At 70.3% G+C, this 16,561-nt stretch carries 15 protein-coding genes; 9 read left to right on the top strand and 6 right to left on the bottom strand.

Features of this window, described 5'->3' with window-relative positions; genetic code table 11:
* Window positions 1-4 precede the first annotated feature (4 nt).
* The 4 genes from CG723_RS11125 to CG723_RS11110 all read right to left on the bottom strand — a co-directional run bounded on the left by CG723_RS11125 (window position 5) and on the right by CG723_RS11110 (window position 4,278).
* Window positions 5-880, bottom strand: a complete 876-nt coding sequence (locus CG723_RS11125; protein ID WP_100593110.1) for a TauD/TfdA dioxygenase family protein — start codon at window positions 878-880, stop codon at window positions 5-7.
* A 35-nt stretch (window positions 881-915) separates the two neighbouring features.
* Window positions 916-1,887, bottom strand: a complete 972-nt coding sequence (locus tag CG723_RS11120; protein ID WP_100593109.1) for a quinone oxidoreductase family protein — start codon at window positions 1,885-1,887, stop codon at window positions 916-918.
* 98 nt (window positions 1,888-1,985) lie between these two features.
* On the bottom strand, window positions 1,986-3,044 hold the full coding sequence (locus CG723_RS11115; RefSeq protein ID WP_100593812.1) for a 3-keto-5-aminohexanoate cleavage protein: 1,059 nt from the start codon (window positions 3,042-3,044) through the stop codon (window positions 1,986-1,988).
* A 217-nt stretch (window positions 3,045-3,261) separates the two neighbouring features.
* Window positions 3,262-4,278: an AraC family transcriptional regulator gene (locus CG723_RS11110; protein ID WP_100593108.1), complete on the bottom strand. Its 1,017-nt coding sequence runs from the start codon at window positions 4,276-4,278 to the stop codon at window positions 3,262-3,264.
* 253 nt (window positions 4,279-4,531) lie between these two features.
* Between CG723_RS11110 and CG723_RS11105 the strand changes: the two genes are divergently transcribed.
* The 3 genes from CG723_RS11105 (at window position 4,532) to CG723_RS11095 (ending at window position 9,347) form a co-directional block, all read left to right on the top strand.
* Window positions 4,532-5,629, top strand: a complete 1,098-nt coding sequence (locus tag CG723_RS11105; RefSeq protein ID WP_159032428.1) for a TauD/TfdA family dioxygenase — start codon at window positions 4,532-4,534, stop codon at window positions 5,627-5,629.
* Window positions 5,580-7,082: a long-chain-fatty-acid--CoA ligase gene (locus CG723_RS11100; RefSeq protein ID WP_100593106.1), complete on the top strand. Its 1,503-nt coding sequence runs from the start codon at window positions 5,580-5,582 to the stop codon at window positions 7,080-7,082. The genes CG723_RS11105 and CG723_RS11100 overlap by 50 nt, the downstream gene beginning before the upstream one ends.
* Window positions 7,083-7,364: 282 nt before the next feature.
* Window positions 7,365-9,347 carry an ABC transporter ATP-binding protein gene (locus CG723_RS11095; RefSeq protein ID WP_100593105.1) on the top strand — a complete coding sequence of 661 codons (1,983 nt, stop codon included), beginning with the start codon at window positions 7,365-7,367 and terminating at the stop codon, window positions 9,345-9,347.
* A 44-nt stretch (window positions 9,348-9,391) separates the two neighbouring features.
* On the opposite strand, the gene CG723_RS11090 is transcribed toward CG723_RS11095, so the two are convergent.
* The gene (locus CG723_RS11090) at window positions 9,392-10,318 is read right to left on the bottom strand and encodes an RNA polymerase sigma-70 factor (protein WP_100593104.1); all 927 of its coding nucleotides are present in this window, start codon (window positions 10,316-10,318) and stop codon (window positions 9,392-9,394) included.
* A 198-nt stretch (window positions 10,319-10,516) separates the two neighbouring features.
* Between CG723_RS11090 and CG723_RS11085 the strand changes: the two genes are divergently transcribed.
* A complete protein-coding gene (locus CG723_RS11085; protein ID WP_100593103.1) occupies window positions 10,517-11,002 on the top strand; it encodes a carboxymuconolactone decarboxylase family protein in 486 nt (161 codons plus the stop codon).
* Between the two features lie 97 nt (window positions 11,003-11,099).
* On the opposite strand, the gene CG723_RS11080 is transcribed toward CG723_RS11085, so the two are convergent.
* Window positions 11,100-11,768 carry a DUF2238 domain-containing protein gene (locus CG723_RS11080; protein ID WP_100593102.1) on the bottom strand — a complete coding sequence of 223 codons (669 nt, stop codon included), beginning with the start codon at window positions 11,766-11,768 and terminating at the stop codon, window positions 11,100-11,102.
* Between the two features lie 764 nt (window positions 11,769-12,532).
* On the opposite strand from CG723_RS11080, the gene CG723_RS11075 reads away from it, so the two are divergent.
* From CG723_RS11075 to CG723_RS11055, 5 genes are read left to right on the top strand one after another with little or no spacing between them, the layout of a single operon-like run.
* Window positions 12,533-13,303 (top strand): GntR family transcriptional regulator, encoded by a 771-nt coding sequence (locus CG723_RS11075; protein WP_100593811.1) that lies wholly within the window; start codon window positions 12,533-12,535, stop codon window positions 13,301-13,303.
* 41 nt (window positions 13,304-13,344) lie between these two features.
* Window positions 13,345-13,572, top strand: coding sequence for a 4Fe-4S dicluster domain-containing protein (locus tag CG723_RS11070; RefSeq protein ID WP_055563275.1), 228 nt, complete (start codon window positions 13,345-13,347; stop codon window positions 13,570-13,572).
* Between the two features lie 14 nt (window positions 13,573-13,586).
* Window positions 13,587-14,933 carry an ABC transporter substrate-binding protein gene (locus tag CG723_RS11065; protein ID WP_199841722.1) on the top strand — a complete coding sequence of 449 codons (1,347 nt, stop codon included), beginning with the start codon at window positions 13,587-13,589 and terminating at the stop codon, window positions 14,931-14,933.
* The gene (locus CG723_RS11060; RefSeq protein ID WP_100593101.1) at window positions 14,930-15,787 is read left to right on the top strand and encodes an ABC transporter permease; all 858 of its coding nucleotides are present in this window, start codon (window positions 14,930-14,932) and stop codon (window positions 15,785-15,787) included. Before CG723_RS11065 ends, CG723_RS11060 begins: the two co-directional genes overlap by 4 nt.
* Window positions 15,784-16,533, top strand: a complete 750-nt coding sequence (locus tag CG723_RS11055) for an ABC transporter ATP-binding protein (RefSeq protein ID WP_100593100.1) — start codon at window positions 15,784-15,786, stop codon at window positions 16,531-16,533. Before CG723_RS11060 ends, CG723_RS11055 begins: the two co-directional genes overlap by 4 nt.
* Window positions 16,534-16,561: the final 28 nt, after the last annotated feature.

Here is a 16,561-nt window from a genome sequence, read left to right as displayed (position 1 = left end):
CGGCTCAGCAGGGCCTGTCACCGGCGATGCCGGCGCGCTCCATCTTGCGGACGGCGGGCCAGTAGTCCTGGACCGCGTAGTGCTGGGTGGAGCGGTTGTCCCAGAGGGCGACGCTGTTCGGGGTCCAACGCCAGCGGACCTGGTACTCGGGGACGGCCGCCTGGCTCGTGAGGTAGTTGAGCAGGTGACTCGCGCCGGGCGCGTGGTCCTGGCCGAACCGTACGTTCTCGGGCGTGTGGTAGTTGACGAAGTGGGTGGTGAACGAGTTGACGAAGAGGATCTTCTCGCCGGTCTCGGGGTGGGTGCGCACGACCGGGTGCTCGGCGTCCGGGTAGCGGGCCTTGAGCTGGTGGCGCTGTTCCGTCGGCATGACCGCGCCGAAGCTCGCCTCGATGCTGTGCCGGGCGCGCAGCCCGTCGATCTGGGTGCGGATGTGCTCGGGGAGCCTGCGGTACGCCTCGGCCATGTTGACCCAGATCGTGTCGCCGCCGACCTCGGGCGTCTCGACACAGCGGAGCAGGGCGCCCATGGGCGGGCGGTCGCGCCAGGTCGCGTCGCAGTGCAGGGCGTTCTCGTAGTGCTCGGGCTTGCTGTCCAGGTCCTTGTAGATGCGGACGAGGCCCGGGTGGTCGGGGTCGCTGCCGAGGACCGGGTGGTCCTCCAGCGGGCCGAGCCGGGAGGCGAACGCGACGTGCTCGTCGCGGCTCATGTCCTGGTCGCGCAGGAACAACACCTTGTGGCGGAGCAGCAGTTCCTTGATCTTGGCGAAGAGCGCGTCGTCATGGACGGCGTCGCCTAGCTGGACGCCGTGCAGTTCGGCGCCGATGGTGCAGGTCAGCGGTTCGACCTGGATCCGGGTGCGGGCAGCGGTCCGGGGCATGGGTGCTCTCCAAGGGAGTACGGGGGACTGGTGGCTCAGGGGACGAGGACGGACGAGCCCGTGGTGCGGCCCGCCTCCAGCGTGCGGTGCGCGGTCACGGCGTCGTCGAGGGCGAAGCGCTGGTCGACGCGGATCCCGATGCGGCCGGCGGCGACGTGGCCGAACAGCTCCCCGGCGAGGTCGTCCCGCTCGGCCGGGTCGGCGATGTAGTCGGCGAGGGCCGGCCGGGTCACGAACAGCGAGCCGTGCCGGACCAGCTGCATCGCGTCCAGCGGCGGCACACCGGACGAGGTGCCGAAACAGACCAGCAGGCCGCGGCGGCGCAGCGAGGCCATGGACCCGGCGACCGTGTCCTTGCCGACGCTGTCGAGGACGAGCGGGACACCGGCCCCGTCGGTCAGCTCCCGCACGCGCTCCGCGACGTTCTCCTGCCGGTACAGGATGGTGTGGTCGCAGCCGTGGGCGCGGGCGAGTACGGCCTTCTCCTCGGTGGACACGGTGCCGATGACGGTGAGGCCGAGCAGCTTCGCCCACTGGCAGACGATCAGCCCCACGCCGCCCGCGGCGGCGTGCAGCAGGATCGTGTCCCCGGGCTTCAGCGGGTGGATACGGCGCAGCAGGTACGAGGCGGTGAGGCCGCGCATGGTCATGGCGGCCGCGGTCTCGCAGTCGATGCCGTCGGGGAGCCGGATCAGGGATTCGGCGGGCATGACCCGCTCGGAGCTGTACGCGCCGAGCGGGCTGCCGGTGTACGTGACGCGGTCACCCTCGCCGACGTGAGTGACGCCCTGGCCGACGGCCTCGACGACACCGGCGGCCTCGACGCCGATTCCCGCGGGCAGCGGCGCCGGGTACAGGCCGGTGCGGAAGTAGGTGTCCGCGAAGTTGAGGCCGACGGCCTCGTGCCGGACCCGGACCTCGCCGGGGCCGGGGACGCCGACGGTGACCTCTTCGCGGCGCAGGACCTCGGGGCCGCCGGTCTCGTGGAAGCGGATGGCGTATGCCACGGGATGCTCTCTTCGTTCGGCTTGTTCAGCGTGTGCGGTGTGGGCGGTGTGTACGGCTTGTTCGGCTTGTTCGGCTTGTTCGGCTTGTTCGGCTGCCGTCAGCGGGTGGATCCGCCGAGCATGAAGCCGCGCTGGCCCGGGCGCCGGTTGGGCACCATGCCGAGCGCGGCCAGGGTCTCGTCGGTGCCGGTGTAGTACTCGCCGATGTGGTAGATCTCCTTGGCCTCCGCGCCGTTCGCGATGTCGCGGCCGAGCGTGTCGGCGATGCTGACCATCTGCTCGACCTGCTGCACGGAGCTCATGGGCTCGCCCTTGCGGGCCCACAGGTTGTCCTCGTTGCCCACGCGGACGTGGACGCCGAGGGCGATGGCGATGGCGTTCATGGGGGCGACGGCGCGCATCGAGGACTCGATGGTGAGGACGGCGCCGTCGGGAACGCGGCGGACGAACTCGATGAGGTCGGCCGGGTGGCGCCCGGAGAACCCGCCGCCGATGGCCACGTAGTTGAGGACCAGGGGGCCGGTGTACACGCCGCTGCGGATGAGACGCTCGACGGTCTCCAGCTGGGCCAGGGTGGCGAGCTGGAAGTGCGGCTGGATGTCGTTCGCGTGCAGACGCTCGAGGTGTTCGAGGTAGAAGTCGGGGCCCGCCTCGACGACCATGTCCCGGTACGCCGCGTAGTAGTCGGGCTTGGCGATGGAGGTCCCGGCGAGGTCGTCGTCGGACATGATCTCGACGATGTTCATCTGGCTGGTGTTGATGGCGATCGTCACCTGGTCGGGCCGCGGGTCGAGTTCGGCCAGCAGGTGGCGGGTGTCGTAGCTGAGCCACTTCGCCTCGGAGCCCTCGTCCTCAGGAGCGAACGAGATGGAACCACCGATCTGCAGGACCATGTCCGGGACGGCCTCACGCAGCCGGCCGATGAGCTCGTTGAACATCGACATGCGCTTGGAGCCGTGGCCGTCAAGTTCGCGTACGTGAATGTGGAGCACGGTGGCACCGGCGTTGTAGCAGTCCACGGCGGCCTGGACGTGCTCGTCCATGGTGAGGGGCAGGTCATCGGCGTCGCCGGGGAGCCACTCGGGGCCGTAGGGGGCCGCCTGGATCACCAGCTTCTGCTGGTTCTCGGGCAGCAGGGAGTCATCGAGGAAGTGCATGGTCATCTCCTGGTACGTGGACGCGCCGGGCGGCAGGCCTTCGTGGGCACACCGTCCCAACTGATGGCTGGCGCAAGAGCGTTGCGCTGTCGAGCCGCGGTGGCCCTTGCGGTACGGCCACGTTAAGAGCGGGTTACGCGCGGCGCTTCACCACAGGTGACAGGAGACTTGTCAGTTGGGGACACGGCCGGTGGCCGGGTGAGGGCAGGGCCGGTGGTCAGTCCTGGACAGGGCCGGTGGCGGCCCGCTGAGCGCGCCATTCGCGTGCGCTGCTGCCGAATTGGTCACGGAACCAACGCGAGAAGGCACTGGGCGCGGAGAAGCCGAGGAGCCCGGCGATCTCAGTGAGGGAACGGCTCGGGTTCGCCACGAGCTGCTCGGCAAGATGCGTGCGCGTGGCGTTGACGAGCGAGGAGAAGGTCTCGTCCGACGCAGCGAGATGCCGGTGGACGGTCCTGCGGTCGACGCCGAGGCTGCCGGCGACCTGTTCGACGGAGCAGCGCCCCGTCGGCAGCAGAACCTCGATCAGCTCGCGCACCCGATCGAGCTCGCTGGTGTCCTCGGAGACCGCGATGGAGTCGAAGTACTGTCGGGCGTAGCCGCGCAGCAGGGGGTCCGACATCGCGTTGGGGGTGTCGAGTTCGGTCGCGTAGAAAATGATGCCGTTGAATTCCCGGTCGAATTCCACGACGGGCCCGAAGAATCGCCGGTGTGCGGAGAGGTCGAGGGGTGCGCCGTGGGAGAAGCACACGGACAGCGGCTGCCAGCGGGCGCCGAGGAACACCCGGAGAAATCCGTGGAGCACGCCGACGGCCAGCTCGACGGACTGCCGGGCCTCACGTGCCTCGCCGTCGAGGCTCACCTTCACCGTGGCGAGCCCGTTCGTCTCCGTGAGCCTGCTGCGCAGCATCTCGTTGTACATACGCTCGTGGCGCACCAGGAGCCGGAGGGCGCTGCGCGCGTCGGGTTCCTCGCGCAGGACGAGGCTGATCGGGCCAAGGTTGGAGAAACGGCGCCGCTCCGCCAGGAGCAGGCCGAAGTCCTCGCGCCGCGCCGCTGCCGCCGACAGTTCGAGCAGCTCGGCGACGGCCGCGCCGGGGATCCAGCGGTCCTGAATCGTGAGTCCGACGGGGTCGAGGCCCACGCGCTTCATGAGGGCACGGGGGTCGATGCCGAGGGACTGGCTGACCTCGATGTAGCGGCTCAGTGCCGCGTTGCGGACCAGCGGTTTCATCGGCGCACTCCAGGGCTGTGTCCCAGATTGATAAGTCATTCGTCCCGTGACGTCAAGCGTTGCCCGAGGTCGTGACTTAGCGTGGCACCACCGTGAAGGGCGCACGGAATTCCGATGGAAGACACCTTGGCAAAGTATCGACCCCTTGAAAAGGGGTCGATATCGCGGCGATGGAGGCCGCGAAAGAGCCGGTGAATCCAGGTCTCGGCACCCGCCTCTCACGGAATTCCCCGGCGGAGAAAGGATGAATGTGGTGCGTGGTCGATCCCCAGAACTTCCCCGCCGCCCCTGCACCGGTCCGGCCGTGTGGCGGGGCCGGGATCTCGCAGCCTCCCGTGCCTGGGCGCTGCACCTGTCACCGGCCCGGCTCGACGAGCTGGACGCGGCCCTGCGGACGGTGCGCGCCCGGGGCACGCCTGTGTTGAAGGTGACGGCCGGCGACTTCCCGCTGCCGACCCTGGCGGGCGAGCTGCGGAGTGCGGCCGACGAGCTGGAGAACGGCCGGGGCTTCGTGCTCGTACGAGGCATCCCGGTGGAGCGGTACAGCGAGGAGGCGGCCGGTGTCCTCCTGTGGGGTGTGGGACAGCACCTGGGCATCCCGGTGTCGCAGGACGCGACCGGTCACATGCTCAGGCATCTGCGGGACGCGCCCGACGCACGGGCCGCGCTGTCGCCGCGCACCGAAGCGGCCGACGCGCTCGCGCTGCTGTGCCTGCGGGCGGACGGCTCCAGCGGGCGTACGACACTCGCCAGTTCGGCGGCGGTGCACAATGCCGTGCTGGCTCGCCGACCCGAGCTCCTGGACGGCCTGAGCCGTACACACTTCCTCGACCGCCGCGGAGAACAGCTTCCGGGCCAACTCCCCTGGCAGGCGCTGCCGCTCGCCCACCGGGACGGGGAGAGGCTCAGCCTGCGCTACGACCGCGGCCGTCTGGAGTCGGCGCAGCGGTTTCCCGAGGTGCCGCGCCTGGGTTCGGCCGATCGAGAGCTTTTCGACCTGATGGACGAGGCGGCATCATCGCCGGAGCTGCGCCTCGACATCGACCTCGCCCCCGGCGACCTGCTGCTGCTCAACAATCACGCGGCACTGCACGCCTGCGCACCGCACGACGAGGACGGGCCGCAGCGCGAACAGCCGTGGCACCTGCTGCAGTTGTGGCTGACGCCTCATCAATCCCGCCCCCTGCCAGCAGAGTTCTGGGGCGGTGAGCGCTCCGGCACCGGCGGGCGTGGTGGGGTCACGCCTCGCGATGTGATCACCCCGCACACCCCGCACACCCCGACGAAAGGTAAGCAGCCACATGTCCGACCTCTGCGCACTCCTGGCGCGTTCGGCCCGGTCCCACGCTGACCGGACCGCCGTCCGTCAGGGCAGCAGCGTCCTCACATACGGGGAACTCGACGACCTGACCGCCCGGTTCGCGGCCCTGTTGCGGACCAGGGGCGTGCGCGCGGGCGACCGGGTGGCGATGGTCCTGCCCAACGTCGTGCACTTTCCCGTCGTGTACTACGGCATCCTGCGCGCGGGCGCCGTCGTGGTCCCGATGAATCCGCTGCTGAAGTCGGACGAGATGGCGTTCGTGCTGCAGGACTGTGCCGTCCGGTTCGTGGTGGCCGCACCTGCCGCCTCCGGCGAGGCCGTTCCGGCGGCGGCGATGGCCGGCGCGGAGTGCCTGGTCGCGGACCCGGTCGCCCTCGACGCGCAGCTGCGCCTGGCCGTGCCGATGACCGGAGCGGCCGTGAACGCCGACGACGACACCGCGGTGATCCTCTACACCTCCGGCACGACGGGGACGCCCAAGGGTGCCGAGCTGACGCACCGCAATCTGGTGAGCAACGCGCTGACAGCGGCCCGGACGCTGCTGTGCGTGGGGCCGGACGACGTCCTGTTCGGCGGGCTCCCGCTGTTCCACGCCTTCGGGCAGACCTGCGCCATGAACACCGCGGTCGCGGCGGGCGCCTGCCTGACCCTCCTGCCTCGCTTCGACGCGGCGGCGGCACTGGAGATACTTCGCCGCGACGAGGCGACCGTCTTCCTGGGCGTGCCCACGATGTACACCGCGCTGCTCCAGACCGGCATCGGGCCGGCCCTGCCCCGGCTGCGCCTTGCCGTCTCGGGCGGCGCCTCGCTGCCCGTCGAACTGCTGCATGCCGCCGAGCGAGACCTGGGGGTCACGGTGCTGGAGGGCTACGGTCTGTCGGAGACATCACCGGTGGCCTGCTTCAACCCGCCGGACCGGCCCCGTAAGCCGGGTTCCATCGGGCTTCCCGTGCGAGGGGTCGAGTTGCGGCTCGTCGGGGATGACGGCCGCGTGGTCGGCCCCGGCGCGGTCGGCGAGCTGGCGATCCGGGGCGAGAACGTGATGAAGGGGTACTGGAACCGGCCGGACACCACCGCGGGGGCGTTCCAGGAGGGCTGGTTCCACAGCGGCGATCTCGCCCGCGTCGACGAGGACGGCTACTACTTCATCGTCGACCGCAAGAAGGACCTCGTCATTCGCGGCGGGTACAACGTCTATCCGCGCGAGATCGAGGAGGTCCTGTACCGGCACCCGGACGTCGCGGAGGCGGCGGTGATCGGTGTGCCCGATCCGGCGCGCGGCGAGGAGGTGGCGGCCGTGGTGGTGCTCCGGCCCGGCGCAGGCACCACGACGGACGAGCTGCGCGACTACGTACGGCAGCGGGTGGCGGCCTACAAGTACCCGCGGATCGTGAGATTCGTCGACGCGCTGCCGAAGGGGGCGACCGGCAAGATCCTCAAGCGGGACATCGTGCTCGCCCCGCCGGCACCTTCGGGAGCCTGATCCGGCGACACACTCGAATCCGGCCGGAACGGCCCTCTGCGCGACACGCCATCCCTCAAATGGGTAACCAACCCCGCACGGGTGACGCCAAAAGGAGATGACGGCACCACCGCCGGAGGCCACCTGCCACGTTCCCCGCGTTCGAACTTTCGAGCGACAAATCGCCCCCTCGACACCGTTACGAGTCATAGATCGCCCCCGTTCTCCGAGCATCTGTCCGATCGCCGGCGTAGGAGGTCACATGGAACAGCATCGGGTGTCGCGCGGAACGGGGGCAGGTGGATGAGGCTGTTGCGCCGTCCGGAGCCGGGGGCTCCCGTTGTCTCGGCCAGTGAGAGGGAGTTGTTCGGCGGGCCGTTGCGCTACGACGCGGGCTGGAGCAAGCACGAGTACGCCCGCCTCGACCTCACGCTGTGGAGTGCGCTGAAGTCGCTGCCGCATCTTGTGTTGCAGACCGTGCGACTGGCCTGGCACACGGATCGACGCTCACTGATCACCGTAGGAGTGACGGAAGTGGGCCAAGGCATCGCGGCCGCACTCAAGTTGCTGGCCGTGAACGCCGCCTTGCACGCCGTCGTCGCCACCGGCACCGACGTGCGAGGTCTGCGCGACGCCTTGCCCGCCGTGGTGATGACCGCCGTCGTCCTGGCCGCCAACGCGCTGCTCGCCTCCCGGTCCACCGCGGCAGCCGGGAGCCTGGAGCCCAAGGTCGAACGCGCCGCGTCCGAGCAGTACTTGGCGGCATGCCAGCGGGTCGAGATGTCGGCGATCGAGGACGGCACGTTCCGTGAGTTGATCGACCGGGCCCAGTACGGGGCCAACGAAGCCCGCCACATGATCGGTTCCAGCGTCGCGGCGATCAACAGCGTGCTGGCGCTGGTCGCCGCGGGCGGTGTGCTCTCCGTACTCAATCCGGCCCTGCTGCCCATGCTGTTCCTGATCGTCGCGCCACGCGGCTGGGGTGTGATGCGCGTGGCCCAGCAGCGCTACTTCTCGACGATGACCTGGATCGAACACCTGCGGGCCAGCCGGGTGTTGTCCAATCTCCTCACCTCGGTGACCGCGGCCCTGGAGGTGCGAGTGCACCACGTGGGCGCGTTCCTGCTGCGCCACTACCGGATCATGGCGCACACGGCCGAGAGCGAACAGGCGCGATTGGCCAAGGACAAGGCCCGTACCGAACTGGCCGCGTCCGCGCTGTCCGGGCTCGGATACGCGCTCACCTTCACGGTGATGATCGGGCTGTGCCTGACCGGCCGCATGAGCGTCGCCGTTTTCGGCACGGCGATCATGGCCATCAACGCGGGCTCCGCCGGCATCGGTGCGCTGGTGAACACCATGAGCCAGCTGCACGAGCAGTCCCTGTACGTGCATGACCTCACCGACTTCCTGAAGAAAGCCGAGGACCTGGCGATCCCCGAGGGCGGCCTCGCCCTGCCCGCTCGCCCGCGGTCCATCCGCCTCGACAACGTCTCCTTCCGCTACCCCGGCCGGGACGAACCGGCCGTCGACAGCGTCTCCTTCAGCGTCGAACTCGGCAGCGTCATCGCCCTCGTGGGCCCCAACGGCTCCGGCAAGTCGACCCTCGTGCGCCTGCTGTCCGGCCTGCACTTACCCGGAGAGGGCCATATCCACTGGGACGACGTGGACATCTCCGAGGCCGACCGCCGACAGCTCTTCGGCCACGTCAGCCTGCTCACCCAGACCTTCGAGCGCTGGCCCTTCACGGCCGCGGCCAACATCCGCATCGGCCAGCCGGACCGCGACGTCACCGACGAAGACCTGCGCACCTCCGCCGCGTACGCCGGAGCGGACCGCGACATCGCCGGACTCCCTCACGGCATGAACACCCTGCTGGGCAAGAACTTCCGCGGCGCCAGTGACCTGAGCGGCGGACAGTGGCAGAAGATCGGCCTGGCCCGCGCCCACTTCCGCGACGCCTGCCTGGTCATCGTCGACGAGCCGACATCCGCCCTGGACCCGGACGCGGAGCAGCGCGCCTTCGACCAGATCCTCGGCCTCGCAGGCCCGGACCGCATCATCGTCCTGGTCACCCACCGCATGGCCGCGGTGCGCCGTGTCGACCGCATCTTCGTGCTGGACGAGGGCCGGCTGATCGAGGAGGGCAGCCACGCCGAGCTGTTCGCCGCCGAACCCGCCAGCCGCTACGCACACATGTACCGCCTCCAGGCCGACCAGTACGAACACGCACGCCCCGCCCAGCTCCCCGGCCCCACCCGGCCACCCGCGTCCGAGCCCGCGTGACCTGCGGGCGACCGGTCCGACGCGGCCGGAGTTTCCCCACGGGGTCAGCGGCTCACGGCGGTTTCGCGGTCGATGCGCGACAGCTTCTCGGGGTTGCGCACGGCGTAGAGCCCGGTGATGAGGCCGTTGTCGATGTGCACCGCCATGACGGTGTCGATGTCGCTGCCGCGCCGCAGAACGAGCGCCGGGTATCCATTGACCTGTGCCGGGACGAGGGACATCGCGGCGTCGATCCTGCCCAGCACCTGGGCCACCTCGTCGGCGCCCACGACGGGCACCAGCGCGGCCCGCACGACTCCGCCGCCGTCGGTCAGCAGCACGACGTCCGGCGCGATCATGTCGAGCAGGGTCTTGAGGTCGCCCGTCTCGATCGCCTGCTGGAAGGCGGCGAGCACGCCACGCGTCTCGGCCGGGGAGATGACCTCGCGCGGCCGGCGTGCCGCCACGTGGGCCCGTGCCCGGTGTGCGATCTGGCGGACCGCGGCCGGGCTCTTGTCGACGGCTTCCGCGATCTCGTCGTATCCCAGATCGAACACCTCGCGCAGCACGAACACCGCGCGTTCGGTCGGCGCGAGTGTCTCCAGTACCAGCAGCATCGCCATCGAGACGCTGTCGGCCAGCTCGACGTCCTCCGCCACGTCCGGCGCGGTGAGCAGCGGCTCGGGCAGCCAGGGGCCGACGTAGGACTCCTTACGGCGGCGGAGCGTACGCAGTCGGCTCAGCGCCTGGCGCGTGGTGATGCGGACCAGGTAGGCCCGGTGGTCCCGCACCGTGTCGAGGTCGACGTCCGCCCAGCGCAGCCACGTCTCCTGCAGGGCGTCCTCCGCGTCGGCCGCCGAGCCGAGCATCTCGTAGGCGACGGTGAACAGCAGATTGCGATGGGCGACGAACGCCTGGGTGGCGGTGTCCGTGCGGCTGTCGCGAGCGTGGCCGTCGGCCGTGTCGGTGCATCGCTCGGTGGGCTCACTCATTGCCGGCTCCTGTCTGTTCTCTCACGACCGTGTCACGCACAAGACGCCGCCCCTCACCGTCTTGTGACACCCGAGACCGGTGGTCTACGTCACATCGCCGCGCTGTCACAGGATCCGGTCGGGCGGCATCTCGTGTTTGTCAGGCTGCCGCGCGAACGATGCGCACGGCATGCGATGCACGACTGAGGAGACACCGTCATGGAACTCCGTATGAACCTTTTCGGCAACGAGATCGGTACCAGGATCGGCAAGCGGATCTACGCCGTCAGCCAGGTGATCCAGGAATCGCCGCTGCCGAAGACCGCCCAGGAGCTGGTACAGCTGCGCGCCAGCCAGATCAACGGCTGCGGTTTCTGCGTCGACATCCACGGCAAGGACGCCGCGGCCGGCGGCGAGACCCTTGCCCGCCTGAACCTGGTCGCGGCCTGGCGCCACTCCACCGTGTTCACCGAGGCCGAGCGCGCCGCGCTGGCGCTCACCGAAGAAGGCACGCGCATCGCCGACAACGGCCGTGGTGTGTCCGACGAGACGTGGGCGCAGGTCCGCAAGCACTACGACGAGGACCAGGCCATCGCGCTGGTCTCACTGATCGCGGTGATCAACGCGACCAACCGGCTCGGCGTGATCCTGAACAACCAGGGCGGCTCCTACGAACCGGGCAGCCTCGCCACCGTCGCGAACTGATCGGCAGGTGCGTCTGGGCCGGTCCTGGATCCTTCGATCCGGGCCGGCTCAGGTGTGTCTCAAGCGCGCTTGACGGCTCTGAAGTGACGCTCCGACGTCAGACGGCCAGGCGGTTCAGCCGGCTGTCGTGCCACTTGCTGAGCAGCAGCAGCGAGACCGTGGCACCGATCAGCGCGCAGAACATGTCCCATTGGGTGTCCCACACATCGCCCTGCGTGGCCAGGAAGGCGTCCGCCGCCTGCCCGCCGATGACGGCCGCCGCCCACTCGAACATCTCGAAGGCCGCGCTGAACGCCAGGCACGCGCAGACCGTCAGCGGTGCCAGCCATCGGCTGCCGCGCAACGAAGACGTGCGGATCAGCAACTCCCGTACCAGGATGGCCGGTACGAAGCCCTGCATCAGGTGTCCGAACCGGTCGTAGGGATTCCGGGAAAGCCCCAGTCCGTCCTGAACCCATTCACCCAACGGCACCTGGGCGTACGTGTAGTGCCCGCCCAGAGCGAGCACCAGCGCGTGCGCGGCGAGCAGACAGCACAGCAGCCCCGACAGCTGAAAGCGTCGCCAGGTCAGGACGACCAGCGGCAGTCCGATCAGTACCCACACCACTTCCAGCAGCCAGGTCGTGCGGTCGTGCGGTGCCCAGGCGGAGAGGGCGACCCCCGCGACCACGACGGCGACGCAGACACGGGGCAGCACCGGCGACGGGGCCGGCGAGGGGGCCGGAGTGTTCGCCGCGCGGCGACGGGCAGCTGCGATCAGGGACATCGGGGCACTCCTTCTTCTCGGTCGCCTCATCGTGGCGGCCCGGAAGCCGGGTGGCCTGAGTACGGCTACTCAACCAGGAGTGGGCGAGTGGCGGTGGTGATCACGTCGGCGGCGACAGCTCCGCCAGGTACTCGGACAAGGCCGCCGCCGCGTCTGCGAGGGGGGGAAGCGGGTGCCGAGGTATCCGTCGGGGCGTACGACGAACCCGGTCGGACCGTCGGGGCGGTAGAGCCGGGCGAACTCCCCTGCGGCGTCGCGGTATCCGGCAACAGCCAGGGGTCGAGGTGTCGAGGTCAGTTGGCCCGGCTTCACGGGCGAGGACGGCGACCGTGTCCGGGCCGGTCCCGTCGGCCGTCGGTGGCAGCCCTTCGGCCCGGACGGTCTCGGCGGCCTCCGCCAGGCCGGCGGCGTCGGCGCCGTACAGCAGCACCACGTGCGCGGTGCGGCCGCGCAGATGTCGACCAGCCCGGCGCCCACGATCGGTAAGTCGGTTGTTCGGGCGTGCTCCACGGGTACCTCCCAGCACCTGCCCCCCCGAACCGGCCCCGCGCTCCATCGTCGCTCGCCGCCGCGCCGGGGCGAGCCGGGCGACCGCTCCTCCCTGCCCTGCGCGACGGACCGCTGTCCACGTGCTGGGCGGTCAAGTGGCAGATCTTGGTCGTCGGCCGGCGATTCAGCAGGTCAGAGCGGTGCGACTGGAGCCGTCAGGTGGCGCAATGCTGCCGCAACACCACCGGAGCCGCGGCGCCGGTACGTTCCCTGCCATGCCAGCCGAACGTATCCCCGCCTCGCTTCCGGTCGCCGCCGCGCGCCGTCGGCGGCTGCGTGCGGACCAGGCCCGGCAGCTCGCGGATCTGCTGCGCCACCAGATCCTGTCGGGCGGGTTCCCGCGCGGTGTCCTCCCTCTGGAGGACATCATCGCCGCCGACTACCGGGCCAGCCGCAACACCGTCCGGCAGGCCCTCGACCTGCTGCGCGGCGAGCAGCTCGTGGAGCGCAAGGCCGGCGTCGGCACCGTCGTGGTCTGCGAGAAGTACCCGCACGGTCTCGACCGGCTGCAAGGCCTGGCCGAGACCCTGCACGAGCACGGCCGGGTCACCAACGAGGTCCGTACCGTCGGACCGGTCAGCGCTCCCGGCCCGGTGGCACGCCGGCTCGGACTGCCCGACCACACCGACGTGCTCTGTATCGAGCGGCTGCGGCGCCTCAACGGGCTGCCGCTCTCCCTGGACCTGTCGTATCTGCCCATGGATCTGGGCGGCGAGCTGCTCGGCTGCGACCTGGAGAACACCGACGTGTTCCGGCTCCTGGAGACGCTCACCGGCGGCCCGCTGGGGCATGCCGAGATCACTCTCGAAGCCGTGAACGCCGACGCGCACTCCGCCGCGGTCCTCGAGGCCCCGCGCGGGAGTGCCGTTCTGATGCTGGAGCGACTCACTCATCTGCCCGACGGGCGGCCCGTGGACCTGGAGTTCATCCGCTTCCGCGGCGACCGCATCACCATGAGCGGCGTCCTGCGCCGCCACTCAGCCTGACCCACCCCACCTTCCTGCTACCGCCCTCCCTGGAGACAGTCATGCCTGTTGTCCCGCAGCGCGCCGACGTACCCGTGACCATCGACGAGTCGCGGTGTATCGACGGCTGCACGCTCTGCGTAGACATGTGTCCGCTCGACTCGCTCGCGATCCGCGAGGACAACGGCAAGGCGTACATGCATGTCGACGAGTGCTGGTACTGCGGCCCGTGTGCGGCCCGGTGCCCCACCGGAGCGGTCACCGTCAACATGCCCTACCTGCTTCGGTGAAAGGCCCAACTGCCGTGCCATATAAGCTCGTTGCTCCACTCGCCCGGCTGCTGCCGCTCGCCCTCCTGCTGCCCCTTGCCACGGCGTGCGGTGGCGCGGCAGGGGCCGAGGACTCCCACACCGTCACGGTGACCGTCGGATACCAGTCGAAGACCATCAACACCGTCACCGCCGGAACGCTGCTGCGCTCGCTCGGCTACTTCGAGGAGGAACTCGCGGCCCGGGGGAGGAAGGACGGCAAGACCTACAAAGTGAAATGGCAGGACTACGCGACCGGCGCCCCGATCACCGCCCAGATGACCGCCGGGAAGATCGACATCGGGTCGATGGGTGACTTCCCACTCCTGATCAACGCGGCCCGGGGCAAGCAGCTGGGGCAGCCGACTCGGCTGGTCTCGGTCACCGGATACAACCTGCACGGTGGCCTCAACACCATTGTCACCACGCCTGGTTCACCACTGCGGTCACTGGACGACCTGCGCGGCAAGAAGGTGTCCACCAGCGTCGGATCGGCCGCCGACGGCACGCTGGTACGGGCCCTGAAGGAAGCCGGGATCGACCCGGAGAAGGGCATCAGCAAGCTCAACCAGCAGCCCAGCGTGGGCGCTTCCGCCCTGACCGGGGGCAGCGTCGACGCGCTCTCCCAGTTCGTCGCGTGGCCGGGCCAGTTGACCTACGAGGGCAAGGCGCAGGCCCTGTACGACGGGGCCGACCTGAATCTGCCGACGTTCCACGGTGTCACCGTCCGGGAGAAGTTCGCCGAGGGGCGCGCCGGGGTCCTCGACGACTTCCTCCAGGCTCAGCGGCGGGCCACCGACCATCTCCGCAAGCGGCCGGTGGCCGCCGCCGAGTCGGTGGCCAAGGAGACCGGGCTGCCGGCCGAGGCGGTCTATCTCTACAACGGTGCCCACGGCATCGCCACGTTCGACCCGGCGCTGCGGCCGGAGCTGATCGCCGCGCTGAAGAAGGACGTACCGATCCTGAAGGCCGCCAACCTGGTGGGCGACGTCGACGTGGACTCCTTCGTCGACCCGGAGCCGCTGAAGCGGGCCGGGCACACACCCTCGTATCCGAAGGCGGGCGGCGCCAAGTCGGAGCTGTGGCTGAAGGGACAGGGCACCACGCGCACCTTCGACAGTCCGAAGCAGCTCCTGAAAGCCGCGAAGGGCGCCGAGGTGCGGGCCGCATACGTTCCGGACGCGCTGACCGGCACCCTTTGGTTCGCCGACAAGTCGGTGTGGGTCGCGAACGGGTCCGACCTGCGCGCCTTCGTCACTCCGAGCCACGCGAGGACGTACGTGGAACGGCACGCCGGTGCGCGCGTCGTCAGCTACGCGGACGCCGTGGGGCTCGCGTCATGAGCGCGGGCCGCTGGCTGATCCGGGCCGCATCGCTTGCCGTGGCCCTCGGACTGTGGCAGCTGCTGACCTCCCTGGACGTCGAACTGTGGCTGCGGTTCGGCCAGTTCCCCACGGTCGGCGAGGTGGCGTCCGCCTTCGGCGACCGGCTGGGCACCGCCCCGTACTGGCAGGACGTGGGCCACAGCCTGCGCCGCATCGTGATCGGTTTCCTGCTCGCCGCGGCGCTCGGGGTGGCGGCGGGCACGGCGATCGCGCGGTCGCGGTGGGCCGCCGATCTGCTCGGCCCGCTGGTGGAGGTGGCACGGCCGATCCCGGCGATCGCCCTGGTCCCGGTCGCGATCCTGCTGCTGCCCAGCAACGAGCAGGGCATCGTGTTCATCACCTTCACCGCGGCCTTCTTCCCGGTGCTGGTGTCTACGCGGCACGCGGTGCGCGCGCTGACGCCGGTGTGGGAGGAGGCCGTGCTCACCATGGGCGGCGGCCGGCTGCGGGTGCTGTTCTCGGTGGTGCTTCCGGGCGCGCTGCCGGGCATCTTCGGCGGACTCTCGGTGGGCATCGGCGTCGCGTGGATCTGTGTGATCTCCGCGGAGATGATCTCCGGAGAGTACGGGGTCGGCTACCGCACCTGGCAGGACTACACGGTCGTCGACTATCCCGGTGTCTTCGTCGGCATGGCCACCATCGGCGCCCTCGGCTGGCTCACCTCCACGGCGGTGGAGTTCCTCGGCCGCCGCGCCACCGCCTGGCTGCCGCGGCCGCCGGAGCGAGCACCGTCGCGCGCCGTACGCCACACCGCCGCTCCCCCGGCAGTCCCGTCCCCCGCTCCGGCCCTGGAGAAGGAGCCCGTCTCATGAGTCCCACGAGCGCTGCTCCCTTGCGCCAAGGTGCCGAACTCGCCCTGGACGACGTGCTACTCGGCCATCGCGAGGGCCGCCCCCTACCCGGTCACGTGCGCCTCCGGATCGCGCCGGGCGAACTCGTGGCCGTTCTCGGCCCGTCCGGCTGCGGCAAGTCCACGCTCCTTCGCACCCTCGCCGGGCTGTTGCCCCCGCTGGACGGGCAGGTCACCCAGGACGGGGCGCCGATCCGCGGGCCCGAGGCCGACCGGGCGCTGATCTTTCAGGAGGACGCCCTGCTGCCGTGGCGAAGCGTCCAGGCCAATGTCGAACTTCCCCTGGCGATACGGCGGTTGGGGCGCGAGGAGCGGCGACGCGTCGCGACAGAGTGGCTGGAGCGGGTCGGCCTCGACGGGCATGCCCGCAAGCTGCCGCACCGGCTCTCCGGCGGGCAGCGGCAGCGCGTCCAGCTCGCCCGTGCTCTGGCCGGGCGGCCCCGCGCGGTCCTCATGGACGAGCCGTTCGGCGCGCTCGACCCGCACACCCGCGCCGGTATGCAGGACCTGTTCGTGGACATCCTGCGCGGCACCGGCGCGACCGTCGTCTTCGTCACCCATGACGTGGACGAGGCCCTTTACCTCGGCGACCGGATCGCCCTGCTCTCCTCCGGCGAGGTCCTGGACGTCCCGCACCCCCGGCAGCGGGACGCACGCAACGCGCCTGCCACCACCGGCCTCCGCCGCCGCATCCTCACGTCCCTCTGACCACCCGCACCCCTGTGAAAGGCCCGCC

The organism is Streptomyces sp. CB01635, assembly GCF_002803065.1.
GTDB lineage: Bacteria > Actinomycetota > Actinomycetes > Streptomycetales > Streptomycetaceae > Streptomyces.
This window is presented reverse-complemented; position numbering and strand designations above follow the sequence as displayed.

Bases quoted from the DNA above. Each gene is read 5' to 3' on its own strand.
- CG723_RS11090 (WP_100593104.1), bottom strand. From the start codon at position 10,318: ATGAGTGAGCCCACCGAGCGATGCACCGACACGGCCGACGGCCACGCT.
- CG723_RS11070 (WP_055563275.1), top strand. From the start codon at position 13,345: ATGCCTGTTGTCCCGCAGCGCGCCGACGTACCCGTGACCATCGACGAG.
- CG723_RS11125 (WP_100593110.1), bottom strand. From the start codon at position 880: ATGCCCCGGACCGCTGCCCGCACCCGGATCCAGGTCGAACCGCTGACC.
- CG723_RS11085 (WP_100593103.1), top strand. From the start codon at position 10,517: ATGGAACTCCGTATGAACCTTTTCGGCAACGAGATCGGTACCAGGATC.
- CG723_RS11110 (WP_100593108.1), bottom strand. From the start codon at position 4,278: ATGAAACCGCTGGTCCGCAACGCGGCACTGAGCCGCTACATCGAGGTC.
- CG723_RS11100 (WP_100593106.1), top strand. From the start codon at position 5,580: ATGTCCGACCTCTGCGCACTCCTGGCGCGTTCGGCCCGGTCCCACGCT.
- CG723_RS11055 (WP_100593100.1), top strand. From the start codon at position 15,784: ATGAGTCCCACGAGCGCTGCTCCCTTGCGCCAAGGTGCCGAACTCGCC.
- CG723_RS11080 (WP_100593102.1), bottom strand. From the start codon at position 11,768: ATGTCCCTGATCGCAGCTGCCCGTCGCCGCGCGGCGAACACTCCGGCC.
- CG723_RS11115 (WP_100593812.1), bottom strand. From the start codon at position 3,044: ATGCACTTCCTCGATGACTCCCTGCTGCCCGAGAACCAGCAGAAGCTG.
- CG723_RS11075 (WP_100593811.1), top strand. From the start codon at position 12,533: ATGCCAGCCGAACGTATCCCCGCCTCGCTTCCGGTCGCCGCCGCGCGC.
- CG723_RS11095 (WP_100593105.1), top strand. From the start codon at position 7,365: ATGAGGCTGTTGCGCCGTCCGGAGCCGGGGGCTCCCGTTGTCTCGGCC.
- CG723_RS11060 (WP_100593101.1), top strand. From the start codon at position 14,930: ATGAGCGCGGGCCGCTGGCTGATCCGGGCCGCATCGCTTGCCGTGGCC.